The sequence below is a fragment of the Wolbachia endosymbiont (group A) of Yponomeuta plumbellus genome (assembly GCF_947251575.1).
GTDB classification, from domain to species: domain Bacteria; phylum Pseudomonadota; class Alphaproteobacteria; order Rickettsiales; family Anaplasmataceae; genus Wolbachia; species Wolbachia pipientis.
The window spans coordinates 973,586-991,540 of sequence record NZ_OX366353.1 but is presented as its reverse complement, the minus strand read 5'-3'; the positions used below and the strand labels follow the sequence as shown (position 1 = coordinate 991,540).

The window sequence follows — 17,955 nt, the reverse complement described above, 5'->3', positions numbered from 1 at the left end:
ATTTCTACACAATATATTAAAATACCAACAAAGGTGATTACATAATTAATTATCTGCATTACTGGATGAAATTCTTGTGCTTCTGTATTCAATATATAATATTAAAAAAATATTTTAGTAAATTTATTAAAGTAGATACTAGAAACTCGCTTATTTTGTTTTTCTAGCTCAGTTATAGTTTTCGATTTTGCTTGCAGAATTTGTCTATCACTTTCTGGTTATCCTCTATCATTTTACTTGCCTCTTGCTGAAGAAATTTGATATTTTTGAGTGTAATATTGTCCATCTCAGTCGATGCTACTTTCAATTGCGATTGTATTCTTATGTATTTATCATCTATTACTTGTTCTAGTTGATAATCAACGCAATCCAATCCAGAAGCGAACATCACATTCAGTAGTGGCTTGATCCACCCTATTTTGCCAAATTTCCTTGAGTTAGCATACTTTATACTTCTATCTGTTCCACCAGTGCCTATTGATAGCAGTATAATCTCATCATTTGGAAATAATCTCTTGCCACTTGCATATGCACAAGCTGCTGGATTATTAGCAAACACTCCGCCATCTATCAACACTCTCTCTGTTTGGCTAATTTTCAGACGTTTTGGTGTGAAGTACGTTGGAGCAGCTGTTGTAGCTCTGAGTGCATCTTTCAACTTAATGTTTTTTTCTTTCCAACTTTTGAAGAAAAATTCACAACTATTGTGAATGTCATAACTGGTGAGCAGTAGATTACTTGCAACATCGGCCATAGTACTTTCACCAAAGTATTTGTTGAGAATAAATTCCATATTTCTATACGAGTACTGAGAACCACTCAGCCAAGAAGCAATTGATTTTCTCCAAAATGATGATTGAAAGATATAAGCTCCATACTCTTGGTACAGTCCAACTAAATCATTGGCAGAGTATTGAGGTTTATTGCTTTTACAAAGTCCAGCAACAATAATCCCACCGGTTGAGGTTCCTGCCATTAAGTCAAAAATCTGGGAAATTGGCTTTCTTGTTCTAGATTCAATTTCTGCTAGAATAATGGCAGGAATTATTCCTCTGATTCCACCTCCATCAACAGATAAAATATACTTTGCCACTTTTTTATTTTTGTCTCTGCTCAAGTTCATTAACTTCCTCAGCAAGGTTTTTGACCCTTTCTTCAAGGCGATAGATGATTTCTGTAGTCCTTTGATTTTGCTCTATAAATTTATCATGCATATGCACTCTTAAGTCGAGCTTAGCTAGCCACCAGATCAATGCTATTGTTTGTATCACCATAGTAGCAATTACTGCCATAGGAATCTTTCCTGTGTTTGTCATCTTTTTTAAAGGAAAAGTTGTATATATACATATACAAGATTCATCAAAAATACGTCCAAAAAATCTTTTCTAAAATAAAGTTAATTAGTTGCACTAAACAAGCGATGTAAATAATATAATCAACATGAAATCTAGCCTTTTTTGGAAATTGTTAACAAGTTCAATAATACCGATGATATGCGTTATTGTTCTGTATCAGCACTTTAGTACAGACCAATTATCAAAAGATGTGCCAATAAAAAGTAAGGCAAGTGGCAATGATCTGGAAACATTATCTACTGCAGCTGAAAAATGTAATTTAGATACTGTAAGATCCTTAATAAAAAATGTAGTAGATATCAATGCTACTCATCATTTTGGTGCAACATCATTACACTATGCTACAAGCGGAGGCTGTTTGGAAGTTGTAAAATTTCTAATTGAAGAAGGCATTAATGTAAACACTACTGATGCTTTTGGCTGGACAGCTTTGCACTATGCTGCACAGGAAGGACGCTTGGAAATTGTTAAATTTCTACTGAAAAATGGAGCAAATCCTCTTGCTAAAAACAAAGATAAAAAAACTCCTTTAGATCTTGCTGTAGAGGAATTAAACAATAATAAAGAAAAAAAAGATATTTATGAGGAAATTATCAATTTATTTTCCCATAACTGCTGTTAATATAGTACGATAGCCAAGGTTATCAATTACATGCTCAGCCCTATTTATTATCCATTTACCATAAACTCCTTTGCGAAATCCAGAAAGATTAATCTTTGCTTCAGCAAATAATTCAGGATTTCCTGGCATTGTGACATTGAGTGTTGCTGCATTACTCATCAGCTGATTCAACTTCGCAGATGCTGCACTTTGTGCCAAATCACTACTTGCATAAATATCTCGCAAAATATAGCTTGGTTCTTGATCACCTACTTTTTCCGTTATTGTCTCTGCTTTTTCATAATCATACCAGTAAGCAATAACCGAGCCATATTGATTACGCTCATTAAATTTTACTTTCCAATTTGTAATATCTCTAGGTGTTAAAGTAATAGTGCTTAAAGTTTTTCCGGTAACTGACTTTGCTTTTCCTTTTGAAACAAACAGTAAATACCCTCCAGCAGGTTTTGCTATTGCTCCATAAATTTGAGCAAGCCTGGTTAAAAAATGCATATCGCTCTCTGCAGTCTGATCAATATGTGATATCATGATATTTGCAAACTCTGCAGCAACCTTAGCTTGATAGCTATGTTTGTCTGCAATCTTTTTTACCAAATCATTTAAGGTGATTTGATGCCACTCATTAAACACTTGTTCCTTTAATGACTCTTTTAGATCCGCTGCATGACTCTTGATTTTTAGTCCTTGTGGCGGGCCTTGTAGCGTAATTTCATTCACTATGTAATCTCCCATCGGCACAATGCCAGTTTCTTTATACCCAAGTAAAATATTTAGCTTTGCCCCAGTTCTAGGAATTTCAAATAATGAATCACGGTCATCAAGATGAATTACAGCAGTATCACTTATTACTCCAGCTTCATCAGTAATATGCATTGATACTAACCGACTTTTTATCAACTCAGTGATTAAAATTCCCTCTACTGAAATACTAAAGTCTGGTGTCATTTTAATCCCATAGTTTTACTACTTGCTTTTGTGTCTCTTTTTGAATAACAGGAAGTTTAATGATTAATCCTGCAGGAAGAAGTTCGTACTCTGAAAGCCCAGGATTAGCTCTTAACACAATCTCAACTGCTCCTGAGCTGAATCCATAGTAGTTCCAGCAGATTAAATCTAACATATCATTTTCCTTAGTTTTGTAATATATCATTATCAAGTTGTATATCATCAACTGGATTATTTAGTGATCCGTCTGACAACACGTTATCATAGTGCTTCAAACTTAAGTGAAACTCAATCTTTCTTGCTTCACCATTTGGAAAAAAATATCTCTGCGTTTCTTCTATTTTCACAATAACAAAATGGCCTAAAATGTTACCTTGGCCATCAATGAGTAAAAGAGGTTTCGATAAATTTCGCATATTATTTATTTGCCCCAGTCCTCCTGAATAGATTACTCCCGCAAGCTCAATAACGTCCTCTCCAGGACCAATACTTTGAAGTAATGGCTTTTCTCCAATACGCTCAAGTGCAGGCCAGCGATATTCATTCCTGCGTGTGAAACCTCGCTCAGTTAATGAAAATCTATATGGACCAAGAGACAGCATAATTTAATTTATATCATAAAGTGCGCCACTAAATTGCTCTCTAATTCGCTCCATTACTTCATCAGCAATACTACGTACGTCTTGTCCAGAGCTTGGGTGAATATTAACATTAAAGTGATTATTGCGTGTTTTATTCTCTATAGTCTTATTGTGCGCTGCAATTGGGTGCTTAAGGGCGTCGCTTATAGTATTACTTACAGATCTAACTTCTAGTTTAGCCTCATTTTTTTTGCTCCATAGATTATTGATTGTTTTAAAAGGCTGAGTAATATTATTCCAAAACTTTCCTACCCAATCAGAAAAAGATTTCCATACAATTTTTACCGATTCCCAGATAGTAACAAAAAAGTTCTTTACCACTTGCCATTTGGTAATTATCAAAGTTGCAGCAACAGCAAGACCACCAATAATCAGCCCCATAGGGTTGCTCATTACGGCAATTGTCAATGCTTTAAATCCAGCAATTATTGCTGGAAAAACTGCAGAAAGACCTATTTTTACCAAAGTAACAACAGATCCAAACATTTTCCAAGTAGATAAAAGAGCAAATAAGGAACCTTTTACAAAAGTCCAAGCATATCCAAGAGATATGGCTGCTATTTTAATACTAATCAATGTTGCAATCGTACTTATGATCACTGTAGTCAGTACTGGATATTCCTTGGCACAAAGTGCTACTTGTGTAGTTGCTGACCTCAGAAGATTAACAGTAAAATTTAAAGGTGGTAATAGTACAGAACCAAGATTCATTCCTACTTCTGCTATTGAGTTTTTAAGTAACTGAAGGTTGTTTGCTGTAGTATTTGCTCTATTTTCAAACTCCCTTTGCATTGAGCCCTTATATTCCCCGTTTATTAATCGTAAAGATTTTTTGTATTCATCAAGACTACCAATAAGTAGTGCTATATCATCTTGATATTCAAGGCCAAAGAGATCAAAGAGAACGCTAGAACGTTCTTGCTTATCTAGTTTTGCAATTGTTTCTAAAAACTTAACTAATGTGCCTTGTGCATTCTTGCCAATTGCTTTCTCAAATTCCTTAGCATTTATTTTTAGCTGCTGAAAAGCTTTTTGAAAATTGCCACCTTGCTTACTTGCTGTTTGCAACTTACTGAGCATCGCATTAATTGCTGTACCTGCTTTTTCGGGGGTCTTACCAAGACTAATGAAGCTACTTGCCAGAGCTCCTGCTTCCGCTACAGTTAAGCCAAATTGCCTTGCCGTACCACCAATTCTGTTTAGTGCAGGAACAATGTCCTTAGCTTTTGCGGCAGTGTTATCAGAGATATGATTTATCGCATCACCAACGCTTTTCATTTCACCAATTTTAATTTGGTAAATATTAGAGAGCTTAGCAATAGCATCTCCTGCCTCTTCTGCTGACATATCAATGCAGTTGCCATCTTGGCCACAGTGTCTGTGAAAACCGTAAGATCCTTAGCTTCAATACCAAGCTGCCCACCACTTGCAGTAATTTGCGCAAGTTCTGCTGCAGATAGCGGAATTGTTCGTGACATCCCCTTTAATGTTTCACCAAGTTTTGTCAAGCCATTTACATCTGTATCTTCAAACTTTACAACTTTCTTTACATCAGCCATGGCACTCTCAAAACTAATTGCAGCCTTAAGTGGTGCTGCAAGGGTGAGGCCAAGTGCCACAGCATCCATCATTTGAGCTTTGAAATTTGCTCTTTGTGCTAAAACTCCTTTACGTTTTTGCATTACGGAATTTAAAGCTGTATAGTTATTTTTAAGCTTTTCAATAGAAGAGCCAAGTTTAACTTGATCTCCAATAAGAGATTTTATATCTCTACCACTTTTACTGAACTCCGTGCGTAAATGGTGGAGAGCACTTCTTTTTTGTAAATAAGCTGTTTTAGCTTTCAGCGCTGCAGTTTTAGACCTTGTAAACTCGTTTTGCAGGCTCTTACTTGGTGCTCCTGTATTTTTTATCTGCTGAGCAAGAGATTTTGTTTTTATTTCTAGTTCATTCCAAGAACGCCTAGCAAGCAGAGCATCGTGGCTTAATTGTTTAAACTTGAATACTGATTTACTTGATGATTCAAGTTGTTTTATCGTACTACCAATACGAGAAAGTTGCTTCGTGCTACCTGCTATCGTACTATTAAAACTGCTTTGCAGTGTTGCTCCAATTACTATAGAAATTGCCTTCATTTGTATAATTTTCCGCTACTTTCAAACCAAGTAATAAATTCTTCAATATCCATATCAAGCCACTGATTGATTCCACCACCAACCATTGAGCTAAGTGATAATATGCTCAACCTCAATTCTTCTGCTGAGACAAAAAACCTTGTAACGTTTCTTGAATCTTATTGTAGTCTGCTAAATCAAATTCTTCTACTGCTTCTCTTGAAATACTTGCAAGATTTGCAATCAGTGCTACTTCTTTCTCTGCATCGCTATTACCCATACGTTCAACAGCTAAACGATCTCGAACTTTTGGACGGCGTAGAGTTAGCTCTGAAACTAAAATTCCATCGATTTTTATTGGTTCAGTTAATTTAATTTTTTGCATTGTTTTACCCTTTTAGTTAAATTCCTAAAGCTGTGCGCATAGAAGTCATTTGATCAACACCGTTAATCTTACGGATCATGTTCTCAGCATCGATTTCTATTAATTCATTACTACCGATAGTAAGTTTATAGTAATGAGCAGCTACAGTACACTTCAGCGTTGCTTTTTCAGCAGGTTTCCAGCTACCAAAATCAAATTCTCTGAATATGCCCCCAAGGTTGATTATTACTCCTTCAATATCGTTACTACCACTCCCTTGCATTCCACCTCTGAGTGTCAAAGCTACTGAATTCCCATTTATCAACCCAAATAGCCGAAAGAGTTCTGTGTCATATTCAGAAAAAGTGAAATCTGCTTCAAGCTTTTCCATGCCCATATCAATATTTACTGGAATATCCATACCACCAGCACGGTACTCCTCTGTTTTTATGGTAAGTTTTGGTAGGGTAATTTCATCTATTTTTCCTGCGTAACCCCGACCATCTACGAATACGTTAAAATTCTTTAAAATCTTCGGTAACATTTTTTCCTCTTTTTTATAATATTGTACCACTCACAAGATGTGACCTGAAAGTAATCTGTTCTGCTGGATATGGTGGTGTAAACTCAAAGTCAAAGTATACTTTTCCACTTGCAATGTTTGTTGGTGTATTGAGTTCTGGGGTTGCATAACATTTTCCGCTAATAATCGCCCCTTGTGCTTTTAAACTTGCCAGATAAGAATTCACCCCCTCAATTACATCATCTATATAAGTTTTGGTGATATTGCGATCAACTGCCCATAAATGAGCTCGAAGTAAACTATCATTGATTAAATCTGCAGTCCTTCTCACTGACAAAAAAGCCCATTTTGAGTCATTTGAACATGTTCTATTTCCCCAAAGCCTGTAGCCATTTTGATGAATTATCGTTGTTACTTCATTTTCATTCAAGTGGTTTGCTCTACAATTTATATTACCGAGCGTAAAATCAATAGGCCTGCTTGTTCCAACAATACCATTTATCTCTTTATTTGAAGGTGAGTGCCAGAAGCCTTGCTCGCTATCTATCTTAGCTATTAAACCAGCTACAAATGAACTTGGAGGGAGAATTTCTTCTTTTCCTTCAATAAAAACCTTAACCCACGGATCAACAACATAAACTCTTGAGCTGCCTACACTTTTTCTCCATTTTATTGCTTCTTCATCATTGGTATTTGGTCCATCTGCTACTATTATTGCTCTTAGCTTTTCTGCTATAGGAATTAAAGCGCTAACCACTGGATTTCCAGCATCTCCAGATAATTGATGAGTAAACTGAGGTGCAATTAGTATTCTTGGCGCAACATGAACTATGCTTTCACTGCTTAAGAACGCTTGAATTCCCTGATATTCTCCAGTTTCTTCGTTAACTCCACCAATGACATTGCTGAGCGTCTCTTCTACTTTCTCCTCAACTCGAATAACTACTACTGTTGCACCAATTTGGGAAAAAATTGCATTAATAGCTGAAGGCAAAGTCCCAGATCGACCAAGTTTTGCTGCTTCTTTTAAGCTTCCTGCTATTAATATTGGTTTATTTAGTGGAAACTTTTGCCCGTCAGCATCAGGTGCAGTACCAATTACTCCAATTACCGATGATTTAGCTGTTCGTACTGTCCTCGCTCCTGAGGTAACCTCGATAACATTTACTCCATGTAGAAACTGTTCTGTCATTTCTTTTTCCCCTTTTCAACTTTCTTGCATTTTTTGTTTACAATTATCTAGCAAAGTTTGCAGCTCTTCCTTACTTTTAGCTTCACCGATTTCCCTTTCAGCTATATCCACCAATTCTTCGCACTTGATTATTGCTTTTTTCGCTCTTTTTGCTTTTTCCTGAATTATTCTTGCCATTTCTACTACTGAAATTCCTCGGACTTTTGCTAATGGCTCTATAATTTCTGCATCTTTTTTGTCTATAGATTCTGGTGCTGCTAAAATGTTCTCTGCGGCTTTTGCTTGTATTTCGTACGACTTAGACTTCTGATGAGAATATCCTGAGTATTGGTGAGTATAGTTATCATAATAAGCATGAAGATTAGAAAGTGCAGAAAACTTCGCATTTTGTAGTAACTCCAATTCAATATCTTCTTGATTCCGCTGAGCAATTTTGCCTCCTTCTGTTAAACAATAACTTTTTTGCCAATCAAAATCTTCTGGTGCTTCATACCAATCATTTTCAGTTGGCTTGCTTTCAAGTGTTGTTGTTTCTACTTGTTTATCATTTTCAAATCTAATGTAGATAGACATTGTTTGTTACCTCCAAATCTCATACGTGTTAGATAATCCTGGACATTGCCAAGCTTTTAGCGTTCTCTCCACATCTACTTCAAGTCCTGTAGTTAGAACATTGCTACGTATGTTATAAATCCCCCACTGAATAAATTGACCATAGTTGTGTACATAATTTGATGCAAGCATACCTTGACTAACTTGTGTCCTGGAATACAGGTAAGATGATGTGTAAAGTAATATTGCAACTGTTTTTCCTGCTGGAATCTCCACATTACCAGATCCGGCTAACTTGCTATCAGAACTCGTGTATTGGTAAACATTTTTCCATACTATTTTTGAAATACTTGATTTATTAGAATTAGTGTTATCAGGAGTTCCCACAAATAATCCTGCTCCCCCATACTCCGTACTCGAATACGATGATCCAACAAATTCCATTGTCTTATTTATGTTCACATTGGTTGTATTTTTTACAAATACTACTCCAAGTGCAGCATACGGGTAATAGTATATCTCATCATAACTACCAGAAAAACTTTTTGTGCATAACTCTCCGTAAATAAATGTTCCTTTACTTCCCTCTATAAAATAGAGTTGTCTTGGCCGATAAAAACTAACGTAATCTGTATTGTACGTATGGCTACCTGCTAGTAGTTGTAACATATAGTCAGTTTTTGTTATATCACTACTCCACTTTCCAAGCTCTGTCGTAAAAGTTCCGTGGCCAAAATAATTATTTTTTCTGCCAAGTACACCAAATAAGAAAGGTAATGACCCTGGTTCAACCATGTTGCGCTTTCTTATTTCATTTATAAGAGACACTTTTAACTGTTCATCCCGAGTTTTTACCTCATTAGAGATGTTTTCAATTCGAGTTTCTATTTCTCCTATAATTGATGAGCCAGGTGGTACATTATTAACAGCACGAAAATCTTCTACTAAACCTTTAAGACCATCTTTATGACTATTACTAATGCTATTTATTGCTGCAATATTGGCATTCTTTCTCGTATCAAGTAGCGATAAATTTGTTGTTCCTTTTTCATCAATTCTCTTTAATAACTGCTTCTCTGATTCAGAGATCACTGCTAAAGAACTAGCTTTTTTATTATCCAGATCAGTTAAGTGTTTTTTTGCACTATCAAGAAGCTCTTTTAGCTTACCATCAGTCATCTGTACAATTTCAGAAACTGCACTTTTGTCGACTATTGATTCCAATGCTTTAGCAAGATATGCTAATTGATCTGGAGTACTGTTTGCTGCTAAATCCTTAAGCCTCTTTTGTAGTGCATCAATTATTCCTTTTACTTCAGTCATCTGCACAACGTTGGAAATAGCTTTTTTATCTGCTATCAATTCCAGCGATTTTGCAAGATATGCCAGTTGATCAGCTGTGCTACTTACTGCTAAATCCTTTATCCTTTTATGTAACGCTTCTATTGCTTCTTTCATTCCCAAAAATTCAAAAAAGTTTCAAATCTAAATCGTTTAAAATTATTTTTTAGTTGATTATGCTCATCTTCTCTTTCGGTAATATCTTCATCTATTTTTTCTATAGCTCTTCGAATACGTACCACATCTTGAACTGCAATATTTTCTGGATGAGGCAGTGGATATCCTCGTTTGGTTTGGTCAACAGTCATTATGTGACAATCACTCTGAGATTTTTTACCTTAGGGCGATAAACAACCGTTCCACTTAAAACTAATTTTACCCTTGTCTCATTGGCATTAAAATTTGATAGCACATGAGTTCTTTCTACCCAATTTTCTCCAATTGGTTTTCCTGATGTTAAATTTACTAATTGCCAATCCACGTTTTTTTGCACATATGCTTTAACATCTGCAGTGCCAGGTATTAGCGCATCATACGTTATGGTGATTTTAGTGTTAGCTCCTGCTGTAATGCTTCTTGTTACATAATCTCCAGACTCTGAAAGATTACCTAGAACTAGCTGTAACCCAGGATATAGCACTGGACTTTTTTCTCGCCCTCCTTTTAGGCTTGCTTTTACCGTTAGCTCTCCAGATAATCTTTCACGCAGTGCGAGTGGCAAATTATCAGACAAAAAATTTTCTTTTCCTTCTTCATCTGTTAAAATAAATTCTACATTGGTATCAAATGCTACTTTTTCGACGTTCGTCAAAACAATTAAATCTGATACGTTATTTGCAGTAACCTTGCCAAGATCAATAATGTGAGAAACTTCGCTAAATTTTGCAGCCAAAAGCCGAAACGTTAAATCTAAGTTCTGATGTGGAGTCCAAGTACTTGCGTTGCTAGATGAGAGTAATACTCCTACTTGATATGGCTGACTCGTTACCCAACGGCTATTTACTGCATCATATTTGCCAAGTTCTGCTATTTTTACTGCAGTACCCTGATCATCAGTAAGCAGTACTATTGCATACTCTCGTCCTGCATGTCAAAACACTGGTGACCACTCTATACGTGTTGCTGTGCCATCTATCTTTATATCTTTTGGCTCAATATAGCTTTCAGCAATAACAGTCTGCGATGGCATTCCCACTGCTGTTTCTCTAATCTGCACAACAACACGTTTTTTGCCTTTATTTATAAACCATAACTCTAGACCTCCTATGTGCCTACTCTCATTTAAAGTAAATGTTTGCGCTAAAGGATCAATTCTTCTTGCTGCGATAACTCTTCTTCTCTCTTCTATGGTAATAGTTTTTTTACCAGTGTACGTTGCTTCTCCATAGCTTCTTTTATCACCATAAAACTGTACTAATTTAGTACCTGCTGGAATATTTGCTGGGATTTTTATTTTTCCACTTATTTGTCCTTGATTGTTAACTATTAACATATTTTTATGCTATAGGTTGAATAATTATTCCGTCAAATTTTATCTCTTTAAGCTTCTCACTTGGCTCAAAACCTTCAATTTCAAAATTCTGTACTGCTTCTCTCATAAATTCAGTTTCGTATGAAGTACTTGACAGCAGCTCTGTCGTTTCTTTAACATTAAATACTCTTGTTACTGGACTTTTCCAATTCGTGGTAACCTCTGTCCAGTGGTCAATGTTTTTATTTAGAGTAATTTGTGCCGGGACTGGATCAAAAGCTTGATACGGATTAATCTTTTCTCCTTTAGTCTGTAAAAGCTGCTCCAGTACCGGTTCAAGTTTATAAGGCAAAAGATATCTTTCCCCACCTTTTTCAATATCTGCAACTTCTACATCTATTGGCAGAACTAGCTCTCTATTTACTATTGCTGCAGACTGCGAAATTCCTTGATCACGCATATCATCGTCAAAAAACGAATCAACAAATACTCCTTTTTTGGTAGTAGGTTCTCTTGAATTTGCATCACTGCGTAAACGTTCCTGTGCAACAAGAGCATAAAGATCATTTATTCCTTTTTTCATTGCTTCAAGCTCATTCATCGGTACAGCATGAATAGCATTATTCACTATTTTTACCCCTTCGCCTTTTTTCCACGTCTGATGAATGTAGCAGAGCAAAAGTTGTCCGCTAGGTGCTTTAGGCATTGATGGTCGCCAAGGGTGAGCTATGCCTTTTATCCTTCTTATTGCGCCTTTTGCATTTATAGTGATTAAATCATAACGCGGCATTTTCCAGGTATAATCTATCAAAACCAAGCTGTTATCAACTGCTCCTTTTACTTTACATCCCTTTTCATTTATATCTTCAGGGCTTACATGAGTGCGGCAGCGATAGGTTATTAGGTAACTACTTCCAGGAGCTGGCTCTTTACCAGGTAATGACCAATCGACGTTTCCTGCGTTTAATTTGTAATCTATACTATTTTCATAAATAACATTGCCTTGTTTAATTTGAATAATTTCAAGTACTGCAGAGTCAGGTATCGGATCAATGGCTCCTGAATATGAACCGTGAGTAATGGTAATAGTTTTTTGAACAGTTATATCTACTTTTTTGATTTCACTTATTGGAAAATCATTAACCTTCAGTTCCATTACTCTTTGGCTATTTGGCTGAAAAGTATGTGGTTCTGATTCAACTGATTTTATATCCGGATCTTGATCAAAAGAAACACGAATACTGTGAGGAAGTTCAATCTCATAGCCATCAACATGAGCTTTGCCCTCATTAATCACAAATATTTTTTTCCCCTTTTCGTCTCCTTCTTCTCTCTGCAGACACATTACTTCAAGGCCATTTACAACGTAGGAACCATTGGCTTCTTTATCATAACGAGCAAGAGCGGTAGTTACTATATTTGCTTGTGGAGGTGGTGAATGTTCTATCAGTACTCCATTTTCAATGTTATAAATTGGATAAAATTCGCCATTTGTAGAGTTAACAGTAACACTTTCTACTTGGTATCCCCAAATGATGGAAACTTTAAGCCTTGCAGCTCCTACCTCCTGATAGTTTCTTGTACCAACTGCAGGATCACGAAGATTTGCATCCTCAAGTTCTGTAATCGTAGATTCTAGGTAATAAACACCTATACGCACTGTGGTACTTAGTGGAATAGTAAATTCTTCTTTTTCAACTTTTCTAACTGCTCCACGAAGATAGATTTTTCCTGACTCAAGCGTAACTTTACCAGTTTCTCTATCTATAATACAATTGCTTCCTGTTATAACATCACCATCACGAAATATTGCATCGCCTATGCCTTTAAGCTTAGAGAGAGCATATTCTTGCGTCTCGTTTAATTCTGCTGACTGTAGACCTCTTCCTGCCAGGAACAAGCTTTTTTCGTATTCTTTGTCAGGATTAAAGCGGTTATAATAGCTATTTAAGGTCATCTTTTTTTCTCTTTTTCTAAAATGTCACTACAAACGAAAAAGTTTCCCGGGTTGCTGAAGTCCTAATGAGCGGTACTGTATGCTCTAAAACTAATAAGATCCCTGGGTCTTCTATATCTTGTGGTTCAAAATATCTCTGTCCAGGAGGCAACTTTTCTTTTACCTTTGTACCAACCATAACTCCTAATTCCCGTATAACTTGATTTGCTGCGTCCGTGAAATCGAAAGTAAATTTAAGGTACAAATTATTGGTTGGTACATTTGAGGGTTTAAACCTACCTGTGGGAGTTAGAAGCTCTCCATCATCATCACCAGTACAAAAGAGAACTTCATCTGCAGTACGTCTACCAAGCTCATTGAGCAGTTTTTCAGAAGTTATCAGCTCTGGTGGTGTGCTTTCAGTATACTCTATAGTAACTGCACTATTTGCCGTGATAGAGCTATTTTCCGTACGTTTTATTACACCAGTACTGCTATCAACTGTATAGTCAACACTTGGCTGATGCATTGTTTGTCCTGTAACAACCTTCACATCTTTAACAGGTTGATGATCAAGTTTTATTTCACCCTTAACGAAAGTTTTTTCTACTTTATGGCTATTTCCAGAGCTTCCATCACCACTTCCCCAAGCAAGATGGATAGATTGCTTTTTTATGCTGGCTGCTATTGATGCTCTTCCTGATTGTGTAAGAATTGACACCTGTGATGAGTTTGAAAGGCTTATATAATATATATTCAGGATTTGGAAAATTTTTGTCCAAAAAAAAATGAATTTTTGCCTAATTTTTTGTTGCAGTATTATTTAAAAATCGAACTGTATTATTCTCGAAAAAAAACAATAGAATATCAATAGGTTAAAAATTGCATCTGTATTATTTATTTTTGCTCCTGTCCTACAAAGTGCACCTATAAGTTCTCATCCTTAAAGCATTAATTGTTTTAGGGAAAAGTTATGAAACTAAAAACTGCCATAGTTGTTCAAAATATACGGTATCAAGCTAAGAGATTAAAACTTTTTGAATGCTTTGCTCATGAAACTCATGAAGATCTTGAGCAAGAACTTTTCTGTGAGATTTGGACTTATCTTGATAGATATGATGAAAGTAAAGGTAGCTTTAACACTTTTGTAGCAAGATTAACTGAACGTCGTGCCAATAACTTATTGGAGAAACAACTATGTATGAAGCGCAATATTAATAACTATGTCAATATTGAGAAAACAGAAGCTTTTGAAGATGAAGTAGCGAAACGTACTGATGTAGATTACATGATTTCAACGCTACCAAGAAAGATGCAAAAGATATGCGAACAACTCAAGTACTTTAACTTATATGAAGTTGCTAAGATGAACAACATATCAAGAACTACTTTAAATACTATGGTAAGAAAAATACGTATAAAACTCTCTTCCATCTACTACAAGAGCAAAAAGAAAAATTGAACATAAATTCTACCTTTCCTGAATATATAACATATACCATTGAGGTGAATAAATGACTTTTAAAATTTTAAACAATAATGAAAGATTGAAAACAACTACAGGCATAAAAGTAGTAATTTTTGGTCCTTACGGTATTGGTAAAACCAGTCTCTTAAAGACTATAAGTGAACCAACACTATGTCTTGACTTTGAAGCAGGTCTGCTTGCTGTTCAAGATTGGCAGGGAGATTCAATTAGTGTTCGTACTTGGAATCAAGCTCGGGATATTGCCTGCCTAATTGGTGGTCCGAACCCTGCACTAAAATCTGATCAGGCGTATAGTCAGAAACACTATGAGCACGTATCAAGTAAATACAATGAAGAGTTTTCTAAATATCGATGTATTTTTATTGATAGCATTACTGTAGCATCACGTCTTTGTCTCTTATGGGCAAAAATGCAACCGGAAGCTTTTTCTGAGAGAAGTGGAAAGCAAGACATGAGAGCTGCTTACGGAATACTTGCGCAAGAGATGATGGCATGGCTCAATCAATTTCAACACATCGGAGATAAAGACATCATCATAGTTGGCACATTAGGCCAATATCTTGATGATTGCAATCGCTCAACCTGGCTTCCTCAATGTGAAGGAGCAAAAACTGCTAGTGAAATTCCAGGTATTGTTGATGAAGTAATTAGTATGGTTGGAATCAAGAAAGATGATGGCACAGAGGTTCGCTCATTTGTCTGTCAGACTATTAATACTTGGGGATATCCAGCTAAAGATCGCAGTGGCTGCCTGAATATGGTTGAAGAACCGCATTTAGGTAAATTACTTGCGAAAATTAAAGCCAAAACCTTGGCTTCTGTTGCCTAATTTTAAAAGGAGTAATATGGAACAAAGCTTTTTCAATATCGGTCAAAAAATTCCCTTTTTCAGTGTGAAAGAATACTTGAATGATCAATCGCCAATACCAGAAGATATAATCTCACCAAGAATTTTAACAAAAAGAGGCTTATTGGTACTGGGTGGCCCTCCTAAGATTGGCAAAAGCGACTTTTTGATCTCTTGGCTTGTTTACATGGCTGCTGGTAGATCATTTCTTGGTATGACACCAAGTAGACCTTTGAAAATTTTCTACATGCAAACTGAAATTGAGTATGAATATATGAAAGAACGGTTGCAACAACTTCAACTGGATAACGAACTTTTGAATGTAGCTGCCAATAACTTAATTATCACGCCAAGAGTGCAATTATCTTTCAGCAGTGAAGAAATAGATGAGATCAAAAGCACCGTTAAAGAGCGTTTTAAACCTGATATTATTGCAATCGATCCTCTTCGCAACATCTTCAACTCAAGTGAATATGGCAATGAAAATGACAATAGCGCTATGCTATTCTTTTTGCAAAAAACACTTGAAAGACTGAGAAATGTTATTAACCCAGATTCGGGCATAATACTTACCCACCATACAAAAAAACTGTCCAAAAAGATGCTGGAAGAAGATCCATTTCAAGGCCTAAGCGGTGCTGGATCTTTACGTGGATTTTATAGCACAGGCATGGTGATGTTTGCTCATGATGAGGAAAGCACTGTCCGTCAAATAGTATTTGAGCTTCGTAATGGTGAACGTGTAGCAAGTAAGCTTGTTGATAAGATAGATAGTCGTTGGAAGCTTGCAGACCAATGGAGTTGATTCCTTTTTTTCACTTAATTTATAGGAGACAATATGTTATCAGATTTTTTAACTGATTTTAATAACGCAAAACTGCAGAGCAATTTAATACCAAAAGGTACAATAGTCAAGGTAAAAATGGCAATAAAGCCTGGAGGTTATGAAAATTGGTTCACTAAAAGCTATGCTACCGGCAGCATCTATTTAAACGCTGAATTTACCGTCACTGAAGGTCAATATGCAAAACGTAAGATTTTTCAAGTAATTGGTATTAAAAGTGGCAAAGCAAGAGTTGAAGGAGAAGATACTTGGGGAGAATCTGGTCGTTCTATGCTTAGAAGTATTTTAGAGTCAGCACGGAACATTCATGCAAATGACACTTCAGAAAAAGCAGTGATTGCTAGAAAAATCAACTCTATAGCTGATTTTAACGGGTTAGAGTTTACTGCAAAAGTTGGTATTGAAGCCGACAGTAGATACGGAGATAGAAACAGAATTGCTACAGTTGTTACTCCAGAACAAAACAATGGTATTGAATCTGACTGGTTACCATTTTGAAGTACGACGAAGGAAAGTTATGGGCTGCTGTTATTACTAGAGCTCTTCAGGATGCAGCAGGAAGGAACCTAAAACTTAAAAAGAGGCTTGTAAATGGATTCGATCACGATCCTTTGAAACTGTTTGTGAACTCGCCAATCTGGACTCTAAACGTTTAAAGAATATGTTGATTAAAAAGGAGGGAAATTTTATGGGTTTTTCATCTCAAAAAGAGATTAAATCATTGTTAATTGATAACATAAAAGAATGTGTATCTTACTTACTTCCGGGTGGAGAATTTTATCAAGATAGGTTCTATCTGGCAAATTTAGGTAAAGATAAGATAATAGTTGAAATAAAAGGAGAGAAAGCAGGAAATTGGAATGACATTTATAAAGAAAAGAAGGGAGACATACTCAGTCTTTGGACTTTAGTTGAAGGTAACATAGATTCTGCCAAAAAGTGGTTGAACGCTAAAAAAAATTCCACGTTACAAAACAATGGAGAAAAAGCATTTTCTGTAAGACGCTACTTAAATGATAAATCACCAATGCCAAAAGATATAATAGGGCCAAGAATATTAACTCCAGGCGGTCTTTTGGTTATAGGCGGAACTCCCAAAATAGGAAAAAGTAATTTTCTTCTTTCCATGTTAGTACATTTAGCTGCTGGAGTATCATTTCTTGGTATGAAGCCTGCAAAGCCACTTAAGATATTCTATCTACAGAATGAAATGGAATATAGAGAGCGCTTACAGAAGCTAAGAATCAGCAAGAAAACCCTTGATGCAGGGACAGAAAACTTAGTCATCACTCAAAAAATAAAACTAACCTTGAATGTGGAAGAAATAGAAGAAATTATGTCGGAAAATCTCGATGTAAAAACAGTTGACCTTATAGTGATAGACTCTCTTTTTGATTATAGGAGTATGATCTCTTTTCTGCAAAATAGTATTGATGAACTACGCTCTATAACTAATCCTGCTGCTGGAGTAATAGTTACACATTACACCAAAAAAGTGTCAACAACCACGTTAAAAAAGAATCCATTTCAAGCATTGAGTGGTGCTAATGTTTTAAGAAGTTTATATACATCTGGAGTAATGATATTTAGGCCAGAAAGGAATACTCTGCAATTGATGTACGAACTTAAAAACGGCAAACCAATACCAACAAAATTCATAAACATGGTTAACGGACGCTGGATAGCCACAGCTTAACCAAATTTCTAAACTTTAAATAC

General features: G+C 35.9%; 19 protein-coding genes and 2 pseudogenes. 6 read left to right on the top strand and 15 right to left on the bottom strand.

The genetic code is table 11. The features are described from left to right. Positions 1 to 172 precede the first annotated feature (172 nt). Both OPR39_RS04875 and OPR39_RS04870 read right to left on the bottom strand, forming a co-directional pair. Positions 173 to 1,093: a patatin-like phospholipase family protein gene (locus OPR39_RS04875; protein ID WP_264378081.1), complete on the bottom strand. Its 921-nt coding sequence runs from the start codon at positions 1,091 to 1,093 to the stop codon at positions 173 to 175. A gap of 4 nt (positions 1,094 to 1,097) precedes the next feature. Beyond that, positions 1,098 to 1,316, bottom strand: coding sequence for a hypothetical protein (locus tag OPR39_RS04870; RefSeq protein ID WP_264711399.1), 219 nt, complete (start codon positions 1,314 to 1,316; stop codon positions 1,098 to 1,100). A 148-nt stretch (positions 1,317 to 1,464) separates the two neighbouring features. Between OPR39_RS04870 and OPR39_RS04865 the strand changes: the two genes are divergently transcribed. Next, positions 1,465 to 1,977: an ankyrin repeat domain-containing protein gene (locus tag OPR39_RS04865; RefSeq protein ID WP_264711400.1), complete on the top strand. Its 513-nt coding sequence runs from the start codon at positions 1,465 to 1,467 to the stop codon at positions 1,975 to 1,977. Here OPR39_RS04865 and OPR39_RS04860 read toward each other — a convergent pair. The 13 genes and pseudogenes from OPR39_RS04860 to OPR39_RS04800 all read right to left on the bottom strand — a co-directional run bounded on the left by OPR39_RS04860 (position 1,954) and on the right by OPR39_RS04800 (position 13,777). Continuing rightward, a complete protein-coding gene (locus OPR39_RS04860) occupies positions 1,954 to 2,922 on the bottom strand; it encodes a phage late control D family protein (protein ID WP_265039283.1) in 969 nt (322 codons plus the stop codon). The two genes, OPR39_RS04865 and OPR39_RS04860, sit on opposite strands and share 24 nt — an antisense overlap. Before the next feature lies 1 nt (position 2,923). Beyond that, complete coding sequence (locus tag OPR39_RS04855; protein WP_255586148.1) at positions 2,924 to 3,097, bottom strand: tail protein X; 174 nt, start codon at positions 3,095 to 3,097, stop codon at positions 2,924 to 2,926. A gap of 10 nt (positions 3,098 to 3,107) precedes the next feature. Next, positions 3,108 to 3,524, bottom strand: a complete 417-nt coding sequence (locus OPR39_RS04850) for a phage tail protein (protein ID WP_191110947.1) — start codon at positions 3,522 to 3,524, stop codon at positions 3,108 to 3,110. A gap of 3 nt (positions 3,525 to 3,527) precedes the next feature. Then, positions 3,528 to 5,122: pseudogene (locus tag OPR39_RS04845) on the bottom strand (phage tail tape measure protein). 688 nt (positions 5,123 to 5,810) lie between these two features. Beyond that, positions 5,811 to 6,062, bottom strand: a complete 252-nt coding sequence (locus OPR39_RS04840) for a phage tail assembly protein (RefSeq protein WP_015588509.1) — start codon at positions 6,060 to 6,062, stop codon at positions 5,811 to 5,813. Positions 6,063 to 6,078: 16 nt separating this feature from the next. Then, complete coding sequence (locus tag OPR39_RS04835; protein ID WP_265039282.1) at positions 6,079 to 6,585, bottom strand: phage major tail tube protein; 507 nt, start codon at positions 6,583 to 6,585, stop codon at positions 6,079 to 6,081. 13 nt (positions 6,586 to 6,598) lie between these two features. Then, the gene (locus OPR39_RS04830; protein ID WP_265039280.1) at positions 6,599 to 7,756 is read right to left on the bottom strand and encodes a phage tail sheath subtilisin-like domain-containing protein; all 1,158 of its coding nucleotides are present in this window, start codon (positions 7,754 to 7,756) and stop codon (positions 6,599 to 6,601) included. Between the two features lie 15 nt (positions 7,757 to 7,771). Then, positions 7,772 to 8,329 carry a hypothetical protein gene (locus tag OPR39_RS04825; RefSeq protein ID WP_226079826.1) on the bottom strand — a complete coding sequence of 186 codons (558 nt, stop codon included), beginning with the start codon at positions 8,327 to 8,329 and terminating at the stop codon, positions 7,772 to 7,774. A gap of 6 nt (positions 8,330 to 8,335) precedes the next feature. Beyond that, positions 8,336 to 9,766: an SF-assemblin family protein gene (locus tag OPR39_RS04820; RefSeq protein ID WP_265039276.1), complete on the bottom strand. Its 1,431-nt coding sequence runs from the start codon at positions 9,764 to 9,766 to the stop codon at positions 8,336 to 8,338. Next, positions 9,763 to 9,957 (bottom strand): hypothetical protein, encoded by a 195-nt coding sequence (locus OPR39_RS04815; RefSeq protein ID WP_114517444.1) that lies wholly within the window; start codon positions 9,955 to 9,957, stop codon positions 9,763 to 9,765. Before OPR39_RS04815 ends, OPR39_RS04820 begins: the two co-directional genes overlap by 4 nt. Next, positions 9,957 to 11,141: pseudogene (locus OPR39_RS04810) on the bottom strand (hypothetical protein). The gene OPR39_RS04815 and the pseudogene OPR39_RS04810 overlap by 1 nt, the downstream one beginning before the upstream one ends. A gap of 4 nt (positions 11,142 to 11,145) precedes the next feature. After that, entirely contained in the window at positions 11,146 to 13,077 is a 1,932-nt protein-coding gene (locus OPR39_RS04805) for a DUF4815 domain-containing protein (protein WP_265039274.1), read from the bottom strand. Between the two features lie 16 nt (positions 13,078 to 13,093). Next, positions 13,094 to 13,777, bottom strand: a complete 684-nt coding sequence (locus tag OPR39_RS04800) for a hypothetical protein (protein ID WP_265039271.1) — start codon at positions 13,775 to 13,777, stop codon at positions 13,094 to 13,096. A gap of 252 nt (positions 13,778 to 14,029) precedes the next feature. Here OPR39_RS04800 and OPR39_RS04795 point away from each other — a divergent pair, with 252 nt between their 5' ends. The 5 genes from OPR39_RS04795 (at position 14,030) to OPR39_RS04775 (ending at position 17,932) form a co-directional block, all read left to right on the top strand. Beyond that, positions 14,030 to 14,518, top strand: a complete 489-nt coding sequence (locus tag OPR39_RS04795) for a sigma-70 family RNA polymerase sigma factor (protein WP_017532023.1) — start codon at positions 14,030 to 14,032, stop codon at positions 14,516 to 14,518. A 52-nt stretch (positions 14,519 to 14,570) separates the two neighbouring features. After that, complete coding sequence (locus OPR39_RS04790) at positions 14,571 to 15,374, top strand: ATP-binding protein (RefSeq protein ID WP_265039268.1); 804 nt, start codon at positions 14,571 to 14,573, stop codon at positions 15,372 to 15,374. Between the two features lie 16 nt (positions 15,375 to 15,390). Then, entirely contained in the window at positions 15,391 to 16,197 is an 807-nt protein-coding gene (locus OPR39_RS04785) for a helicase RepA family protein (RefSeq protein ID WP_265039266.1), read from the top strand. Between the two features lie 33 nt (positions 16,198 to 16,230). After that, positions 16,231 to 16,734 (top strand): hypothetical protein, encoded by a 504-nt coding sequence (locus tag OPR39_RS04780; RefSeq protein ID WP_265039264.1) that lies wholly within the window; start codon positions 16,231 to 16,233, stop codon positions 16,732 to 16,734. A 190-nt stretch (positions 16,735 to 16,924) separates the two neighbouring features. Beyond that, positions 16,925 to 17,932: a helicase RepA family protein gene (locus OPR39_RS04775; RefSeq protein WP_265039262.1), complete on the top strand. Its 1,008-nt coding sequence runs from the start codon at positions 16,925 to 16,927 to the stop codon at positions 17,930 to 17,932. The last annotated feature ends 23 nt before the right edge of the window (positions 17,933 to 17,955 follow it).